Consider the following 13,583-nt stretch of genomic DNA (forward strand, 5'->3'; position numbering starts at 1 on the left):
TATGGGGATAGGCGGGCCGTCCCGGCTACGCGGCGGCCGGATCGCAGTCGCGCCGCGGCAGGCACGCGGTGCGCAGACTGACGCCGAAACGGTGAGCGAACGATCTCGCCCGCGACTCCAGTTCGTCGTAGCCGTCCTGCGCTGTCATCTGCCCCGGATGCTTGCGGTAGCGGTAGACCGGCACGGGCAGCACGACGCCCGGGGACAGGCAGGTCACGGCGAGCGCGCAGTAATCCTCGCCCTGGACCAGGCCGCCCATGGGGGCCGCACGCACCAGATCGGTGCGGGCCAGAAGGGTGGTCGGGCCGAGCGGGATGGTGTCAGCCGGGTCCCGCCAGTACCGCCACACGTCCCCGGCCTCGTGCCGACCCGGCGGCGTCGGGGGCCGCCACAGGGTCGCGGTCCCATCGGGGTGGAGGTCCTGGCTGTATCCGGCGCACCAGCCCACCCCGGACTCCTCCAGGACACGCAGCCGCACGTCCATCGCCTCATCGGTGAACTCGTCATCGTTAGTCGCGGCAAACCCCGTGTCCCACACAGGTCGTGTCGCTTAACGACGGGCCGGTCGTCCGTTCCTGCTCGTGTGCCAGGTGGACCATTGTGTCGCTTTCTGGAGGCCAGCTACCCCTGGAATTGTGGCGGACGTCATGCACGGATGGGTGCGACCGCGAGAGATCGCGGTCCGCAGACGGCCGTCGGCGAGACGATCTCGGAGGTCTGTCGGAGTGGCGCATTCGTGCGGGATGTGGGTCTCCATTTGTTGGGGCAGTGGGAGTTGGTTCGACTGTCGGCGTACGGGCGCGCTGACCATGGCGGATGGCGCGCCCTTGAAGTCGCCTTGGGCGGCAAGTAGTTACGCCGACAGCTCTTGCGCTGTAGGGGGCGCGAGTGCACGAGTACTGGCTCCTGCGGAAACACCGGAATCCGCGTCCGATGAGCAGCGCGCGTGCTTGGTGATCATGAGTGGTTTCGTCCACCAGGCTCTGAGCGGTGGTCACTGGTGGTAGCGGGCCCTGGTTCCGGGGCCGCGAGGATGATGTTGTTTTCCATGTTCTCCGCGGGAAGCTCGGGGGGTGGGGTGAGCTTCAATGGTCGCTACGATCCCCGGTTACCCAAACCGGCGATCGTCGGCTATGTTGCGGTCGCTTGGCAGGCATGGCCCCTGCTCGGAGGCCGTGTCCCCTCTGTGACAGGTTTGGGCGAGGTCTTGGGGGAGGTCCCGGTCAGCAGGGGATGTCGAGGGTGACTGTGGCGCCGTGTCCGGTGTTGTCGGCGTGTGCGGCACCGCCGTGGGAGGCGGCGACCGCGGCGACGAAGGCGAGGCCGAGCCCCGAGCCGGGGCTGGTGCGGCTGGCTTCGGCGCGTGCGAAGCGGTCGAAGGCTTTGGGCAGGAACTCGGCGGGGAAGCCGGGTCCCTCGTCGGTGACGGTCAGACGCAGGTTCCCCTCGTGGATGGTCGCGGTGACGCGCACGTCCCCGCGGCTGTGACGCAGGGCGTTGTCGACGAGGTTGCCGATGGCCGGGCGGATCCACCCGGCATCCACGTTGACAGCGCTGGGCACGGCGTCGACGTGGAGGGTGCGGCCCTCACGTGCGGCGGCCGCGCGATGAGGGTTGACGGCGGAGGCGACCAGTTCGGGCAGGTCCACAGGAGAGCGGGTGAGGTGTTCGGTGCCACCGAGCTGCTCCAGGTCCAGCAGCGCGTTGGTCAGATCGATGAGCCGCTGGACCTCAGTGTCCACCGAGCGGATGGTTGCGGTGAGTTCGGCGGCGGGGCGCGGCTGGTGCAGGGCGACGTCGAGTTCGGCGCGCAGCAGGGAGAGGGGGGTGCGCAGTTCGTGGCTGGCGTCCGCGAGGAAGCGCCGCTCGCGTTCGGCGGCCGCTTCGAGGCGCTCGAGCATTTCGTTCAGGGTGTGTCCGAGCCGGGTGAGTTCGTCGTCGCGGTCGTCGGGAACGGGCAGCCGCAGGCCGGAGGTGCCGTCGGCCAGGCTCGCGGCCCGGCGGCGGTAGCGTTCCACCGGATCCAGTGCGGCGCGGACGGTGCGGTAGCCGACGTAGGAGGCGGCGAGCAGGGTGAGGCCCGCGGCGATACCGAGCTGAGCGAGCAGCTCCCGCAGGGCCTCGTCACGGTGGCCGCGGCGCAGTGCCGCGACGGCGATCACCGTGCGGTCGGGCAGCCGGACCCGCTGCGCCCTCAGCCGCAGCGTATGCGGATCCAGTGTCGCCAGCCCTCCGATGTCGCGGTGGACGGTGGCGCCGCGGGCGGCGGAGGCGATGTCGGCGGTGGTGAGCAGCCGCTGGGAGCGTACGAGGTCGCTGGCCTGGAGGATCCGCCCCTGAGCGTCCAGGACCTGGTAGGCGCTGCCGTCCGGGCCGCCTAGCTTCCGGCCGGCGAGCAGGTCGCCTCGCAGCTGGTGGAAGTACGTCGCCAGGTCCGCGTCGAGCTGCTCATCCAAGGCGTGCTCAACGCGCCAGTACACCAGGCCGGTCGCCCCGCCCAGGACGAGGGCCATGGCGGTGGCGACGGAGAGGACCAGCCGCACCACGACGGGCAGGCGCTGCCACCGCCGCAGGCCGCGCGGGCGGGGTACGGTCTCGGCCGCACCCTCCTGCGGTGTCATGGCCGGGTCTCCAGGCGGTAGCCGGTACCGCGCAGGGTGGTGATGCTGTTGCGGCCGAAGGGCTTGTCGATCTTCGCGCGGAGCTTGGAGATGTGGACGTCGACGGAGTTGCTGCGCAGGTCCGCCTCGCCGTCCCATACCTCCTCCAACAGCCGGGTCCGGCTGACTACCCAGCCGGCGTTCTCCATGAGCACCTCGAGGACGGCGAACTCACGCCGGGACAGGTCCAGTTCGACGCCGGCCCGCCAGGCGCGCTGCTCGTCGGGATCGAGAACCAGGTCACCGACCTCAAGACGGCTGCCGAGGGCGGGTCGACGGCGGGAGACTGCGCGCAGCCGTGCACTCAGCTCCTCCAGGGCGAAGGGTTTGGCCAGGTAGTCGTCGGCGCCGGCGTCCAGTCCCTCGACACGTTCCTTGATCGCGCTGCGGGCGGTCAGCAACACCAGTGGGACGTCGTTGGCCTCCCGGCGCAAGGTGCGGCACACCTCCACACCGTTCATGCCGGGCAGCATCACGTCCATGACAACGGCGTCCACCCGCGCATCGCGGGCCGCGTCGAGCCCGCTCGGCCCGTCATGCCGAGCCTCGGCGGTATGCCCGGACTCGCGCAGGTATTGGACGATCAGGCCGGCCAGCCGGACCTCGTCCTCGACAACCAGGAAGTGCACGGCGGAAGCGTAACGCGCCGGGTGCGACTCGCCGGACGGGCTCTGGTGCCTCTGGGCGCCGACAAGCCTTCATGGTCTGTTAATGCGACTTCCCTAGCGTGCGTCGCCTTACGGCAGTAGCCGGCCCCTGACCGCCACGGGCGGCGGCCGCCGCCCGGAACGGAGACCAGATCATGCACTCCTCTATATCGCTGCTTGCCGCCAAGTCGCTCGCATCTGCGCTGACGGTGGGAGACCTGACCGCGCGCGCCGGCCTGGACGTGCTGGCGCTGCTGGTGCTGGTGGGCTGGCTGTACCGGCGCCGGCGCAGCGTACCGGAGATGCCGCTCGCGCTGACCGCGCTCAATCTCGGGCTGTTCGCCGCGATGACCGCGATCAGCGCCGGCAAGTTCCCGGCCGGCGTCGGATTCGGGCTGTTCGGCATCCTCTCCCTGGTCCGGCTGCGCAGCGCCGCCTTCACGGTCAGGGACGTCGCCTACGCCTTCATCGCGCTGGTGATGGCGCTGAGCAATGGGCTGCCGCAGCGCGAGACCTGGATGATCATCGGCATCGACGTCCTCCTGCTCGTCACGGTGCTGCTGGTCGATGACCCGGCCTCCTACCAGCCCACCCGCACCATGAAGATCACCCTCGACCGCGTCTACCGTGATACCGCCGACCTGCACACCGATCTGACGGCCAGGCTCGGCAGCGAACCCCTCGCCGTCGAGACCGACGAGATCGACTACGTACGGGAGACCACCCGCGTATCCGTCCGGTACGCCGTGCAGGAGAGTACGCGGGTCTTCATCCCCGGGCAGCGGGACACGGAGGACTCCTCGCCGGTCGTGGCCGACGCGGCGGGTGGGGGGAAGTCGCTGTGACCATGACGCCAGCCGTGCCCGTGCACGCAGTGGCGGCCCCCGGCACCCCTGCCCGGTTCGCGGACCTGCTGCCACTGCACGAGCTGAGGGCGGCCTCGCTCGCCGAGGTCGACGCCGCGGCCGCACTCCAGCACCGGGTGGACCGCAAGTACCTGATACCGGCCTCATCGGCGGCCCAGCTGGTGAAGGACCTGGCCGGCACCCACCACGTCCTCGACATCCGCGGCCGCCGCACCACCGAGTACCGCAGCACCTACTTCGACACCTCTCACCTGGCCGCCTGGCGCGCCCACAACCAGGGGCGCCGCCGTCGGTGGAAGGTGCGTACCCGGCTGTATGCCGAGGACCGGTTGTGCCGGATGGAGGTCAAGACGAAGGACGGCCGCGGCGCCACCGTCAAGCACGCCCACACGGTCGACGCGGATGCCTACGCCCGCCTGGAGAGGGGCACCGAGGCCGCCGCCTTCGTCGAGGCCGTGCTTTACGGCAGCGGGATAGACGTCACCGCCGCCGATCTCGCCCCGGCCGGCGAAGTCTGCTACCACCGGGCCGCCCTCGCCGACCTCCAAGCCGGCACCCGCCTCACCCTGGACGGCCGGCTCGCATGCCACCGCGACGGCCGGACCGCCGAACTGGATCCCGGCTACGTCCTGGTCGAGACCAAGGGCACGGCCCGGCCCGCCCCCGCCGACCGCTGCCTGCTCGGCCTGGGCGCACGGCCGGTGTCCATCAGCAAGTACATCGTCGGTCTCGCACTGCTCGTCGAGGGGCTGCCCGACAACAACGTCCGACACCTCGCCCGCACCCGCTTCCGCACGGGCCCGCCCACCGAGACATCGGACGCCCGCACCGAAAGGAACACCCCCGCATGAACCGTCTGCGCCAAGTGAAGTGGCAGTACGCCGTGGTCGCCGCCCTCGCAGCCCTCGCCGCTGTCTTCGGCCTGCTTCACACCACCGCCACCACCCCGGCCGCCGCCACCACCGCGGCGAAGAAGAAGCCCGGCGCAACCGAACTGATCAAGAACGACCCCCCGCCCCTGCTCTTCGCCGACGCCGACGTGGCCGCCCTCGCCAAGCAGCAGACGGCGCAGAAGCACACCGCGGATGCTCTGTTCGCCAAGTGGAAGGCCGTGCACGGCTCCACGCGGGACGACAAAGCCTTCACCGCCTGGGTCGTCGAGCAGGTCCCCGCTCCGCCTGCAAAGGCCGCCCGCACCGCCGAACTGCACCAGGTGCAGCAGCTCGCCAAGACCCGTACGGCTGCCGGGAAGAAGGCCGCGACCTGGCTCGAAGTCCACGGCAAGGGCGACATCTGGAAGCTCTACGCGCACGACCAACGCGAACTACTCCCCCAGGAACAGGGAGCTGCGGAGAAAAGCGAACTGAAGAGCGCGCTGAAGCTGGCCAAGGCGATCACCGAGAAGCTGGCGGCCCGCTACCAGCAGCCCGCCCCCTACGTCCTCGACCCGTCGCTGCGCCCCGACAAGCACGTCACCGCCGGGCAGAAGGGCCCCTACTCCTACCCTTCGCGGCACGCCGCCAAGGCCGCGGCCGCCGTCACCCTCCTCAGCGGCTGGGCCCCGCACCGCGCCGAGGACTACCGGGCGATGGCCGCCCAGATCGTCTACTCCCGCATCTACATGGCCGGCCACGTGCCCAGTGACATCACCGCCGGCACCCTGGTCGGTGACCTGGTCGGCGACTACTTCGCCAACGCCGCATCCCCGGCCGGCGCGGGCAAGTAGCCGCGGCAGTGGCCTCCGCCGTGTCGGTCCGGCCGCGGCCCCGCCCCACCCGGGCGGGAGACGCGGCCGGCAGCCCCCTGCCACTGGCGGCCGTCGCGGTCGCCTTCGCCCTGGCCCAACTGCTCTTCGTGGTGCCCGGGCTGCACCTGGGCTGGGACGAGTCGGTGTATGCCAGCCAGGTCACCCCGCACATCCCTTCCGCGTTCTTCAGCGCGCCACGCGCCCGCGGTGTGCTGGTGCTGCTCGCACCGCTGACCCTCCTCACCTCGTCCACGCTCGCACTTCGGATATATCTCGCCGCCTTGTCCGCCACCGGGCTCTTCCTCGCCCTGCGGGCATGGCGGCCGCTGCTGCGGATGTCCGTGCTTGCTCTGGCCGGGGTGCTCTTCTGCGGGCTGTGGGTGACCCAGCTGTACGGCCCGCAGGCGATGCCGAACCTCTGGACCGCCCTCAGTGGACTCGCCGCGGTCGGCTGCTTCCTGCGGGCAGCCGGGGACCGCGACGACCGGCGGGCACTCGGCGGACTGTGCCTGGCCCTCGCGGCCGCCGCGCTGCTGCGGCCCTCCGATGCGGTATGGCTGTCCCTGCCGATGGCGGCCGCCAGTCTCCTCGTACGCCGATGGCGGCGCCCCATGCTGCTCACCGTCCTGGTCTGCGGGCTCGCGCTGGGCGGCGCGCAGTGGATCGTCGAGGCGTACCTGTCCTATGGCGGGGTGGTCGCGCGGCTGCACCGTTCCAGCGCCATCGAGGGCGGGATCGGCTGGCATCTCGCGTTCGGCGACCAGCTGCGCACCCTGGCAGGCGGCCCGGAACTGTGCCGGCCCTGCACGGTGCCCTGGCGGCACCGGACGAGCGCGATCTGGTGGTTCGTGACGCCGGTCCTCGTCGCGGGCGGCGTTCTGGCGGCCGCGCGCGCCCGACGACTGGCCACCGCCCTGCTGCCCGCCCTGTGTGGCGCATCCGTGGCAGTCCCGTATCTGCTGCTCATCGACTACGCGGCACCCCGCTTCCTGCTGCCCGCCTACGCGCTGCTGTCCCTCCCCGTCGCAGACGCCCTGGCCACCTCCGCCCGCTCCGTACGACCCCGGCTGCGGCCCGCCGCCATCGCCCTGGTCACCGCGCTCATCGCGATTCAGCTGGTGACCCAGCACGTGGTCCTGACCCGCGCCGTGCACGCCGCCGCCGACGGCACCGGCGAATACGCCCGCATCGCCGCCGATCTGCGGACGTACGGAGTACGGCCGCCCTGCCTGGTCACCGGCCGCCTTGCCACCCCCGTCGCATACCAGACACGGTGCGCCTCCGGGCAGATCACCGGACACAACCAGAACACGACCGTCTCAAAGATCCTCGCCGCCGCCCGGCACGAACCGGTTGCCCTCCTCGTCCGGCCCCACCACAAACCCCCCGCGTATGCCCGCCACTGGACGTCCCACCAGCTCGATGGCCTGCGCGTCCACCACGGCTACCGCGTCTACCTCCCACCCCACACGCCAACGACGCCGATGTAACGCTTGATACATTCATTGATGTGACGAATGCAGAACGCAGGGTGCGCTGGCTGGTACTGGTGATCAAGCTGGCCGCCGAGCCGTCCCGCCATCGCGTGGCCGTATGGCGGGAATTGCGCAAGGTCGGTGCGCTCTCGCTGGGCCAGGGGATCTGGGCCGTGCCGGATGTGCCGCTCTTCGCCGACGGCGTGCGGCGCGCGATCGAGCTGACCGAGCGGGCCGGGGGCGAGGCCGTGGGCAGGCGGACTGGGCCGAATTCCTGGCCGACTGCGGCAAGTTCGAGGACGAGCTGGCCAAAGAGATCCGCACCGCCAAATTCACCCTGGCCGAGCTGGAGGAAGAGGAACAGTCGCTGGAGCGGCTGCGGCGCTGGCACCGCGACCTGACGGCGCGGGACGTGTTCGGCGCCCCGCAGGCCGCCGAGGCCGGCAAACGGCTGGCGCAGTGCACGACCGCCTGCGAGGACTACACGGAACGGGTCTTCCGCGCCCTGCACGAGACCCAGGAGGACAACTGATGGCCCCGCAGCCGACCAAGCCGGTGCCGGGGCGGCAGATGTGGCCGCTGTACGCGGCCGCGTTCACCACCGCCTTCGGCGCACACGGCATCGCCGCCAGCCTCGGCGGCCTCTCCGGCGACGCGGTGACCTCCCTCCTGACCCTTGGCGGGCTTCTCGCCCTGTACGACGGGGCGGAGGTACTCCTCAAACCGGTCTTCGGCACCCTCGCCGACCGGATCGGCGCCCGCCCCGTCCTGCTCGGCGGTCTGCTCGCCTTCGCGGCCGCCTCGGCCCTGTACGCGGTGGCAGACAGCCCCGGCTGGCTGTGGGCGGCCCGCCTGGGCCAGGGCGCCTCCGCCTCCGCCTTCTCGCCCTCCGCCTCCGCACTGGTCGCCCGGCTCAACCCGGCCGCCAAGCACGGCCGGGCGTTCGGCAGTTACGGCTTCTACAAGTCCATCGGCTACACCCTCGGCCCGCTGCTCGGCGGCATCCTGGTCTGGGCCGGCGGGCTGTGGCTGCTGTTCACCGTCCTGGCGCTGCTCGCCGCAGCCGTCGCCACCTGGGCCGCACTCGCCGTACCCCATGTAGCACCGCTGCCGCGCCCCCGGCAGACCGTCGCGGACCTGGCCAGGCGCCTGACCGACCCGGCTTTCCTCCAGCCCACCGCAGCCCTGGCGGGCGCCACCGCGGCGCTCTCCGTCGGCGTCGGCTTCCTTCCTGTCTCCGGCGCGGCAGCCGGATTGGGCACCGTGTCCACCGGCGCGGCCGTCTCGGTCCTCGCCGCCTGCGCCGCAGTCGTCCAGCCCAAGGCCGGACGAGCCCTGGACACCGGCCGCCTCACTGCACGCACCGGTATCGCCACCGGCCTGCTCACCACAGCCGCAGGTCTGGCCTGCGCCATGCTGCCAGGACTGGTCGGCGTGCTGCTGGCCGCGGCACTGATCGGCATCGGCACCGGCCTGATCACACCGCTCGGCTTCGCCACCCTGGCCGCCTCCACACCCCCCGAACGCCTCGGCCAGACGATGGGATCCGCCGAACTCGGACGCGAACTCGGCGACGCAGGCGGCCCGCTGCTCGTCGCCGCGATCGCGACGACGGCGACCCTCACCTACGGCTACGCCGCCCTCGCCCTGCTCCTGACCGCAGGCCCCATAGCCGCCCTCAGCACCCGCCGCCGCACGACACACGCACCCGCGGACACACCGCAGTCATAACCAGCAATCCCGCCCCGTCAAATGCTCGCTGAGCGGGTTCATCACAGGACGCGCTCCAGCAGGCCCAGCAGATCACCTGTGGCGCCGGCCGCGCAGAGAGCCGGAAGGCCCAGGTTCGACGTCGAGTAGACGTCAAGATGGGACCGAGGCGGGCCACCCACAGCCAGGCGGGGCTGTCCGCCACCACGTACAGGGCAGAAGCGGCGGCGAAGGCGACAAGCCTGCCGAACAGGACCGGGCGGGCGCCGATGCGGTCGGCGAGCGTGCCGAAGACCGGCTTGAGCAGCACCTCGGCCCCGTCGTATAGGGCGAGCAGGCCACCGAGCACGATCAGCGACGTGACTGCGTCCTGGGAGAAGCCCCCGAGGTTGGCGGCGATGCCGTGGGCGCCGATGGCGGTGGTGAACCCGGCCGCGTACAGCGGCCACATCTGCCGGGCGGGTGCGACCCGCACGGCCTCGGCCTGGGTCATCAGTCCTGCTCCAGTGTCTGGTGCAGGGCATGGAAGACCCGTTCCGCGTAGTCCTCGCAGGCGGCCGTGCACTGCTTGAGGCGTTCGGCGGCCTTGGCCGCCTCTGGCGTGCCGCACACGTCCCGCGCGGTCAGGTCACGGTGGCATCGCCGCAGCCGCTCCAGGGACTGTTCCTCCTTCTAGTTCGGCCAGCGTGAATTTGGCGGTGCGGATCTCCTTGGCCAGCTCCGCCTCGAACTTCTCGCAGTCGGCGAGGAATTCCGCCCAGTCCTCCCGGCGGGCGGCAGCGAACAGCGCCTGTAGGTGCGCAGAGTCGGCGGGCGTGCGGCCGGCCGCGTCGAGCGTCACGACCTCGCCGTCGGCCCGGCCGGCCAGTTCCGCCGCGCGCGCCAGACCGTCGGCGAACACCGGCACATTGGGAACGGTCCAGGTGCCCTGGCCCGGGCAGAGCGCGCCGATCCGGCGCAACTCCCGCCAGACGGCGACCCGGTGGCGCGCCGGACCGACCGTCAGCCGCACCAGCAGCACCACCCACCGGACAGGGGCGGAATCAGTGGTCACAATCCAATCCACAATGTGTCACTCGTTACACACGGCCTTGGCCGGAGGGCGAGAACCGCGAGGTGGTGCCCGGCATGCCGTGGTCGCGCAGCGCGCCGACCTGCCAGCCGCGGGCCTGGCAGGTGTCGAGGATGCGGGGCAGGGCAGCGAGGGTGGTGCGCCAGGAGCCGGTGGCGGAGGTGCAGTCGGAGTCGTGGAGCAGGATGGTGCCGCCGCCGTGCAGGTCGCGGGTGACGGTGTGGTGGACCGAGTCCGGTGTGGCCCGTTTGCGCCAGTCCTCGCCCCAGGCGGTCCACAGCACCGGGGTCAGTCCGAGCCGGCGGCAGGCGAGGTGGGCGGAGGTGGTCATCACCCCGTACGGGGGCCGGAACAGCGCGGGTGGCCGGCCGGTGATGTCGGTGACGGCGGCGTGGGCGCGGGCGAGGTCGTCACAGGTGGCGCGGGGGCCGCGCAGCAGCAGCGGGCGGTGGTGCCAGCCGTGAACGGCGATCTCGTGTCCGGCAGCGGCCATGTCCTTGGTCAGGCCGGGCGAGCGCACGGCCATCGAGCCGAGCAGGAAGAAAGTAGCCCGGACGCTGCGGGCATTCAGCAGACGCAGGAAGTGCGGGGTGGACAGGTGGTCCGGGCCGTCGTCGAGGGTGAGGGCGATGTGGTCGGGGCGGCCGCGGCCGGCGAGGTGGGGCATGGCCCGGTTGCGCAGCGGGCCGAAGGTGGAGATCACCGGGGCGGCGTGGGCGGCGGCGAGCGCGGGCAGGGCGATCGCCCCCACCCGCCGGACGGTGCGGGCCAGGTGGCCTGGGCTCATCGGTCGTCGTCTTCCAGATAGTGGGCGAAAGCGCTGAGGTGGAGGCTGGGGTCCTCGCTCAGGGCATGGGCGAGGGGGGCGATCCCGAGCGAGACGGTTGCCGCCACGGCGACGGCCATGCGCGTCATCCGGCGCCGGGCGGGGCGCGGTGCCCCGGCGGGGCGTACGGGGCGCGGCCGGCGCGGTGTCACGGGTCGGCGGGCGGCGGGGTGAGGCTGTGCGTCCGGATCTGTGGCGGCCGGGTCGCGGGGCGCGGGGAGTCGCACCGGTACCGGGTGAGGCAACGCGGCAGGGTGTACGGCGGCCGGGGCATGCACCCCGGAATGCGCGGCGGGCAGTCGGCCTGCGGCCAGGGCGGTGACGGCCTGGACGGGGCCGGGCGCCGAGGAGAGCAGGGCCAGGCCCGCCGCCCGCTGCGACCGGCCGCGCGGCCCGTGCAGGAGTTCGGTCAGCGTCGGCGCCAGTTGGTCCGGCTCGCGGATCCATGAGGCCAGGCCCGCCTCGTCCAGGGCGGCGGCGTTGGTCTGGCCGTGGCCGGGGATGCAGCGGTAGCTGGCGACCGGGAGTCCGCTGGCGAGCGCCTCCAGCGAGGTGAGCCCGCCCGCGTTCTGGACGAGGACGTCACAGGCATGCATGAGGCCGGGCATGTCCTCCACCCAGCCGTGGACGTGGACGATGCCCTCCGCGCGCAGCCGGTCGGCAAGCGCCTGGTTGCGTCCGCACACCACGACCGGCAGCGCGAGGCGGGTCGCGAGGATCTCGGCGGCGGCCTCCCGTACCGGGCCGACTCCCCACGAGCCGGCGACCAGCAGGGCCAGGGGCGTGTCGTGGGGCAGGGCGAAGCGGGCGCGGGCGGCGCGCCGGTCGTCCGCGGTGGCGGGGGTGAAGCGCGGGTCGGTCATGGGGCCGGTCACTGTGACAGCGGCGGCGCCCTGGGCGTGTGCCTGGGCGGCCGGTATCGGGTGGGCGGCGAGGTGGGCGTCGATACCTGGTGCGACCCACAGGGAGTGGACGGAGAAGTCGGTGAGGTAGGTCAGGGCCGGTATGATCAGCCGGCCGCGCTGCCGCAGGGCGCCGAGGACCTGGCTGGCTCCGGGATAGGTCGATACGACCGCGCGCGTGTCCGGGGTGACGGCTGCCAGCGTGCGTCGTTGCGTGCTCCGCAGCAGGGCCCGTATCGCCGGGCCGGGACGGCGGGTGTGCTCGGTGGCGGCGTAGATGTGCTGGTAGCCCGCGGGGGCCCAGGTCAGCAGCTGGTGGTAGGCGCCGCAGAGCAGCCTGCCCGTGCCGGCCGGCAGCAGATCGAGGAAGTCGTGCCGGTCGATGAGGAAGCCCGCCGCTGTGAGGTGGCGGGCGAGTTCGGTTGCGGCTCCGTCGTGCCCGGCTCCCATGCTGGCGGAGATGAGGGTGATCCGCTGCGGGCAGGGGCCTCCGGGGCCCGTGACGGGCGGCGCGCCCGTGTGTTCGGCCACCGGATTGTCAGGGTAGGTCACAGCAGATCAGCCTCCAGAGTGGTAGGAGCGGGGCCACGGGTCGCTCCGGGCTCGCGCAGGGCGTTTCCGGGCCGGTCCGTGACGGGTGTGCCTACGGCCACCGGGCGGACCCGGCAGAGGTGGACTGTTCCGCTCAGCCGGAGCCCGAGTACGGGGCTTCGAGGGACAGTTCGGTCACCGCAACACCGACCGCGGCCGGCTTGGCCACGGATGCGGTGGGAAGGTCCGCCCCTGTCCCGGCGGCCCGCCGCCCGGCATCGGCGGCGGCCTCGCTCATGCGCTGAGAACTCCGGCCCCCAACAGCCCGAGGAGCGCCGTGCCGATGACGATGCGGTAGGCGACGAAGGCGTTGAAGGAGTGCCGGGCGACGAACCTCAGCAGCCAGGCGATGGAGGCGTACGCGACCACGAACGAAACGGAGGTGCCGACGACGAGAGGCAGAGGGCCGACCCCGGCGCCGACGGCGTCCTTGAGCTCGTACAGGCCGGCGCCGGTCAGGGCGGGGATGCCGAGGAAGAAGGAGAGCCGAGTGGCGGCCACCCGGTCCAGGTCGAGGATGAGCCCGGTGGACATGGTGGCGCCGGATCGGGAGAAGCCGGGGAAGAGCAGGGCGAGGATCTGTGAACTGCCCACCAGCATGGCGTCCTTGAGGCTGGTGTCGTCCTCACCGCGCTTGTGGCGGCCCATCTGGTCGGCCGCCCACATCAAGCCGCTGCCGACGATCAGCGATCCGGCAACCACCCACAGCGAGGCGAGCGGGCCCTCGATCAGTGGCTTGGCGGCGAGGCCCACCGCCACGATCGGGATGGTGGCGTAGATGACCCACCAGGCGAACTTGTAGTCGTGGTGGTGGCGTTCCTCGCGGTTTTTCAGACCGCGGCCCCAGGCGGAGACGATCCGCACGATGTCCTTGAAGAAGTACACGAGTACAGCGGCGATCGCGCCGACCTGGATGACGGCGGTGAACCCGACCACGGAGGTGTCGTCGACCGGGATGCCCATGAGCCCCTCGGTGATCTTCAGATGGCCGGTGGAGGATACGGGGAGGAACTCGGTCACCCCCTCGACGATTCCGAGGACGACGGCCTGACCGACGCTGATAGCACTCATGGGGATCCATCTCTAC

The 13,583-nt window shown here is 71.8% G+C and carries 13 protein-coding genes and 3 pseudogenes; 6 read left to right on the plus strand and 10 right to left on the minus strand.

Annotation, left to right across the window (positions count from 1 at the left end; genetic code table 11):
- Positions 1-25: 25 nt before the first annotated feature.
- The 3 genes and pseudogenes from AB0P07_RS15165 to AB0P07_RS15175 all read right to left on the minus strand — a co-directional run.
- A pseudogene (locus AB0P07_RS15165) lies at positions 26-517 on the minus strand (glycosyltransferase); the annotation flags it as partial.
- A gap of 706 nt (positions 518-1,223) precedes the next feature.
- Complete coding sequence (locus tag AB0P07_RS15170; RefSeq protein WP_365550188.1) at positions 1,224-2,621, minus strand: ATP-binding protein; 1,398 nt, start codon at positions 2,619-2,621, stop codon at positions 1,224-1,226.
- A complete protein-coding gene (locus AB0P07_RS15175) occupies positions 2,618-3,289 on the minus strand; it encodes a response regulator transcription factor (protein ID WP_365550191.1) in 672 nt (223 codons plus the stop codon). The genes AB0P07_RS15170 and AB0P07_RS15175 overlap by 4 nt, the downstream gene beginning before the upstream one ends.
- Before the next feature lie 173 nt (positions 3,290-3,462).
- Here AB0P07_RS15175 and AB0P07_RS15180 point away from each other — a divergent pair, with 173 nt between their 5' ends.
- The 6 genes and pseudogenes from AB0P07_RS15180 to AB0P07_RS15205 all read left to right on the plus strand — a co-directional run bounded on the left by AB0P07_RS15180 (position 3,463) and on the right by AB0P07_RS15205 (position 9,126).
- Positions 3,463-4,152, plus strand: a complete 690-nt coding sequence (locus AB0P07_RS15180; RefSeq protein ID WP_365550193.1) for a DUF4956 domain-containing protein — start codon at positions 3,463-3,465, stop codon at positions 4,150-4,152.
- Between the two features lie 2 nt (positions 4,153-4,154).
- A complete protein-coding gene (locus tag AB0P07_RS15185) occupies positions 4,155-5,024 on the plus strand; it encodes a VTC domain-containing protein (protein ID WP_365550345.1) in 870 nt (289 codons plus the stop codon).
- The gene (locus AB0P07_RS15190) at positions 5,021-5,899 is read left to right on the plus strand and encodes a phosphatase PAP2 family protein (RefSeq protein WP_365550196.1); all 879 of its coding nucleotides are present in this window, start codon (positions 5,021-5,023) and stop codon (positions 5,897-5,899) included. The genes AB0P07_RS15185 and AB0P07_RS15190 overlap by 4 nt, the downstream gene beginning before the upstream one ends.
- Before the next feature lie 8 nt (positions 5,900-5,907).
- Positions 5,908-7,410, plus strand: a complete 1,503-nt coding sequence (locus AB0P07_RS15195) for a hypothetical protein (RefSeq protein WP_365550199.1) — start codon at positions 5,908-5,910, stop codon at positions 7,408-7,410.
- A gap of 95 nt (positions 7,411-7,505) precedes the next feature.
- A pseudogene (locus AB0P07_RS15200) lies at positions 7,506-7,927 on the plus strand (Chromate resistance protein ChrB).
- Positions 7,928-7,965: 38 nt separating this feature from the next.
- Positions 7,966-9,126, plus strand: a complete 1,161-nt coding sequence (locus AB0P07_RS15205; RefSeq protein WP_365550348.1) for an MFS transporter — start codon at positions 7,966-7,968, stop codon at positions 9,124-9,126.
- Between the two features lie 142 nt (positions 9,127-9,268).
- Here AB0P07_RS15205 and AB0P07_RS15210 read toward each other — a convergent pair.
- The 7 genes and pseudogenes from AB0P07_RS15210 to AB0P07_RS15240 form a co-directional block, all read right to left on the minus strand.
- Positions 9,269-9,556, minus strand: a pseudogene (locus tag AB0P07_RS15210) (MFS transporter); the annotation flags it as partial.
- Positions 9,557-9,597: 41 nt separating this feature from the next.
- Positions 9,598-9,717 carry a Chromate resistance protein ChrB gene (locus AB0P07_RS15215; protein ID WP_365550201.1) on the minus strand — a complete coding sequence of 40 codons (120 nt, stop codon included), beginning with the start codon at positions 9,715-9,717 and terminating at the stop codon, positions 9,598-9,600.
- A gap of 16 nt (positions 9,718-9,733) precedes the next feature.
- Positions 9,734-10,159: a Chromate resistance protein ChrB gene (locus tag AB0P07_RS15220; RefSeq protein WP_365550204.1), complete on the minus strand. Its 426-nt coding sequence runs from the start codon at positions 10,157-10,159 to the stop codon at positions 9,734-9,736.
- Positions 10,160-10,184: 25 nt separating this feature from the next.
- Positions 10,185-10,964 (minus strand): polysaccharide deacetylase family protein, encoded by a 780-nt coding sequence (locus AB0P07_RS15225; protein ID WP_365550207.1) that lies wholly within the window; start codon positions 10,962-10,964, stop codon positions 10,185-10,187.
- Entirely contained in the window at positions 10,961-12,436 is a 1,476-nt protein-coding gene (locus tag AB0P07_RS15230) for a glycosyltransferase (protein WP_365550210.1), read from the minus strand. Before AB0P07_RS15230 ends, AB0P07_RS15225 begins: the two co-directional genes overlap by 4 nt.
- Positions 12,437-12,590: 154 nt before the next feature.
- Positions 12,591-12,734: a hypothetical protein gene (locus tag AB0P07_RS15235; RefSeq protein WP_365550213.1), complete on the minus strand. Its 144-nt coding sequence runs from the start codon at positions 12,732-12,734 to the stop codon at positions 12,591-12,593.
- On the minus strand, positions 12,731-13,567 hold the full coding sequence (locus AB0P07_RS15240; RefSeq protein ID WP_365550216.1) for an undecaprenyl-diphosphate phosphatase: 837 nt from the start codon (positions 13,565-13,567) through the stop codon (positions 12,731-12,733). The genes AB0P07_RS15235 and AB0P07_RS15240 overlap by 4 nt, the downstream gene beginning before the upstream one ends.
- Positions 13,568-13,583 lie beyond the last annotated feature (16 nt).

It is taken from the genome of Streptomyces sp. NPDC085944 (genome assembly GCF_040686295.1).
Lineage (GTDB): Bacteria > Actinomycetota > Actinomycetes > Streptomycetales > Streptomycetaceae > Streptomyces > Streptomyces salinarius.

Bases quoted from the DNA above. Each gene is read 5' to 3' on its own strand.
- AB0P07_RS15180 (WP_365550193.1), top strand. From the start codon at position 3,463: ATGCACTCCTCTATATCGCTGCTTGCCGCCAAGTCGCTCGCATCTGCG.
- AB0P07_RS15170 (WP_365550188.1), bottom strand. From the start codon at position 2,621: ATGACACCGCAGGAGGGTGCGGCCGAGACCGTACCCCGCCCGCGCGGC.
- AB0P07_RS15225 (WP_365550207.1), bottom strand. From the start codon at position 10,964: ATGAGCCCAGGCCACCTGGCCCGCACCGTCCGGCGGGTGGGGGCGATC.
- AB0P07_RS15190 (WP_365550196.1), top strand. From the start codon at position 5,021: ATGAACCGTCTGCGCCAAGTGAAGTGGCAGTACGCCGTGGTCGCCGCC.
- AB0P07_RS15185 (WP_365550345.1), top strand. From the start codon at position 4,155: ATGACGCCAGCCGTGCCCGTGCACGCAGTGGCGGCCCCCGGCACCCCT.
- AB0P07_RS15240 (WP_365550216.1), bottom strand. From the start codon at position 13,567: ATGAGTGCTATCAGCGTCGGTCAGGCCGTCGTCCTCGGAATCGTCGAG.
- AB0P07_RS15205 (WP_365550348.1), top strand. From the start codon at position 7,966: ATGTGGCCGCTGTACGCGGCCGCGTTCACCACCGCCTTCGGCGCACAC.
- AB0P07_RS15235 (WP_365550213.1), bottom strand. From the start codon at position 12,734: ATGAGCGAGGCCGCCGCCGATGCCGGGCGGCGGGCCGCCGGGACAGGG.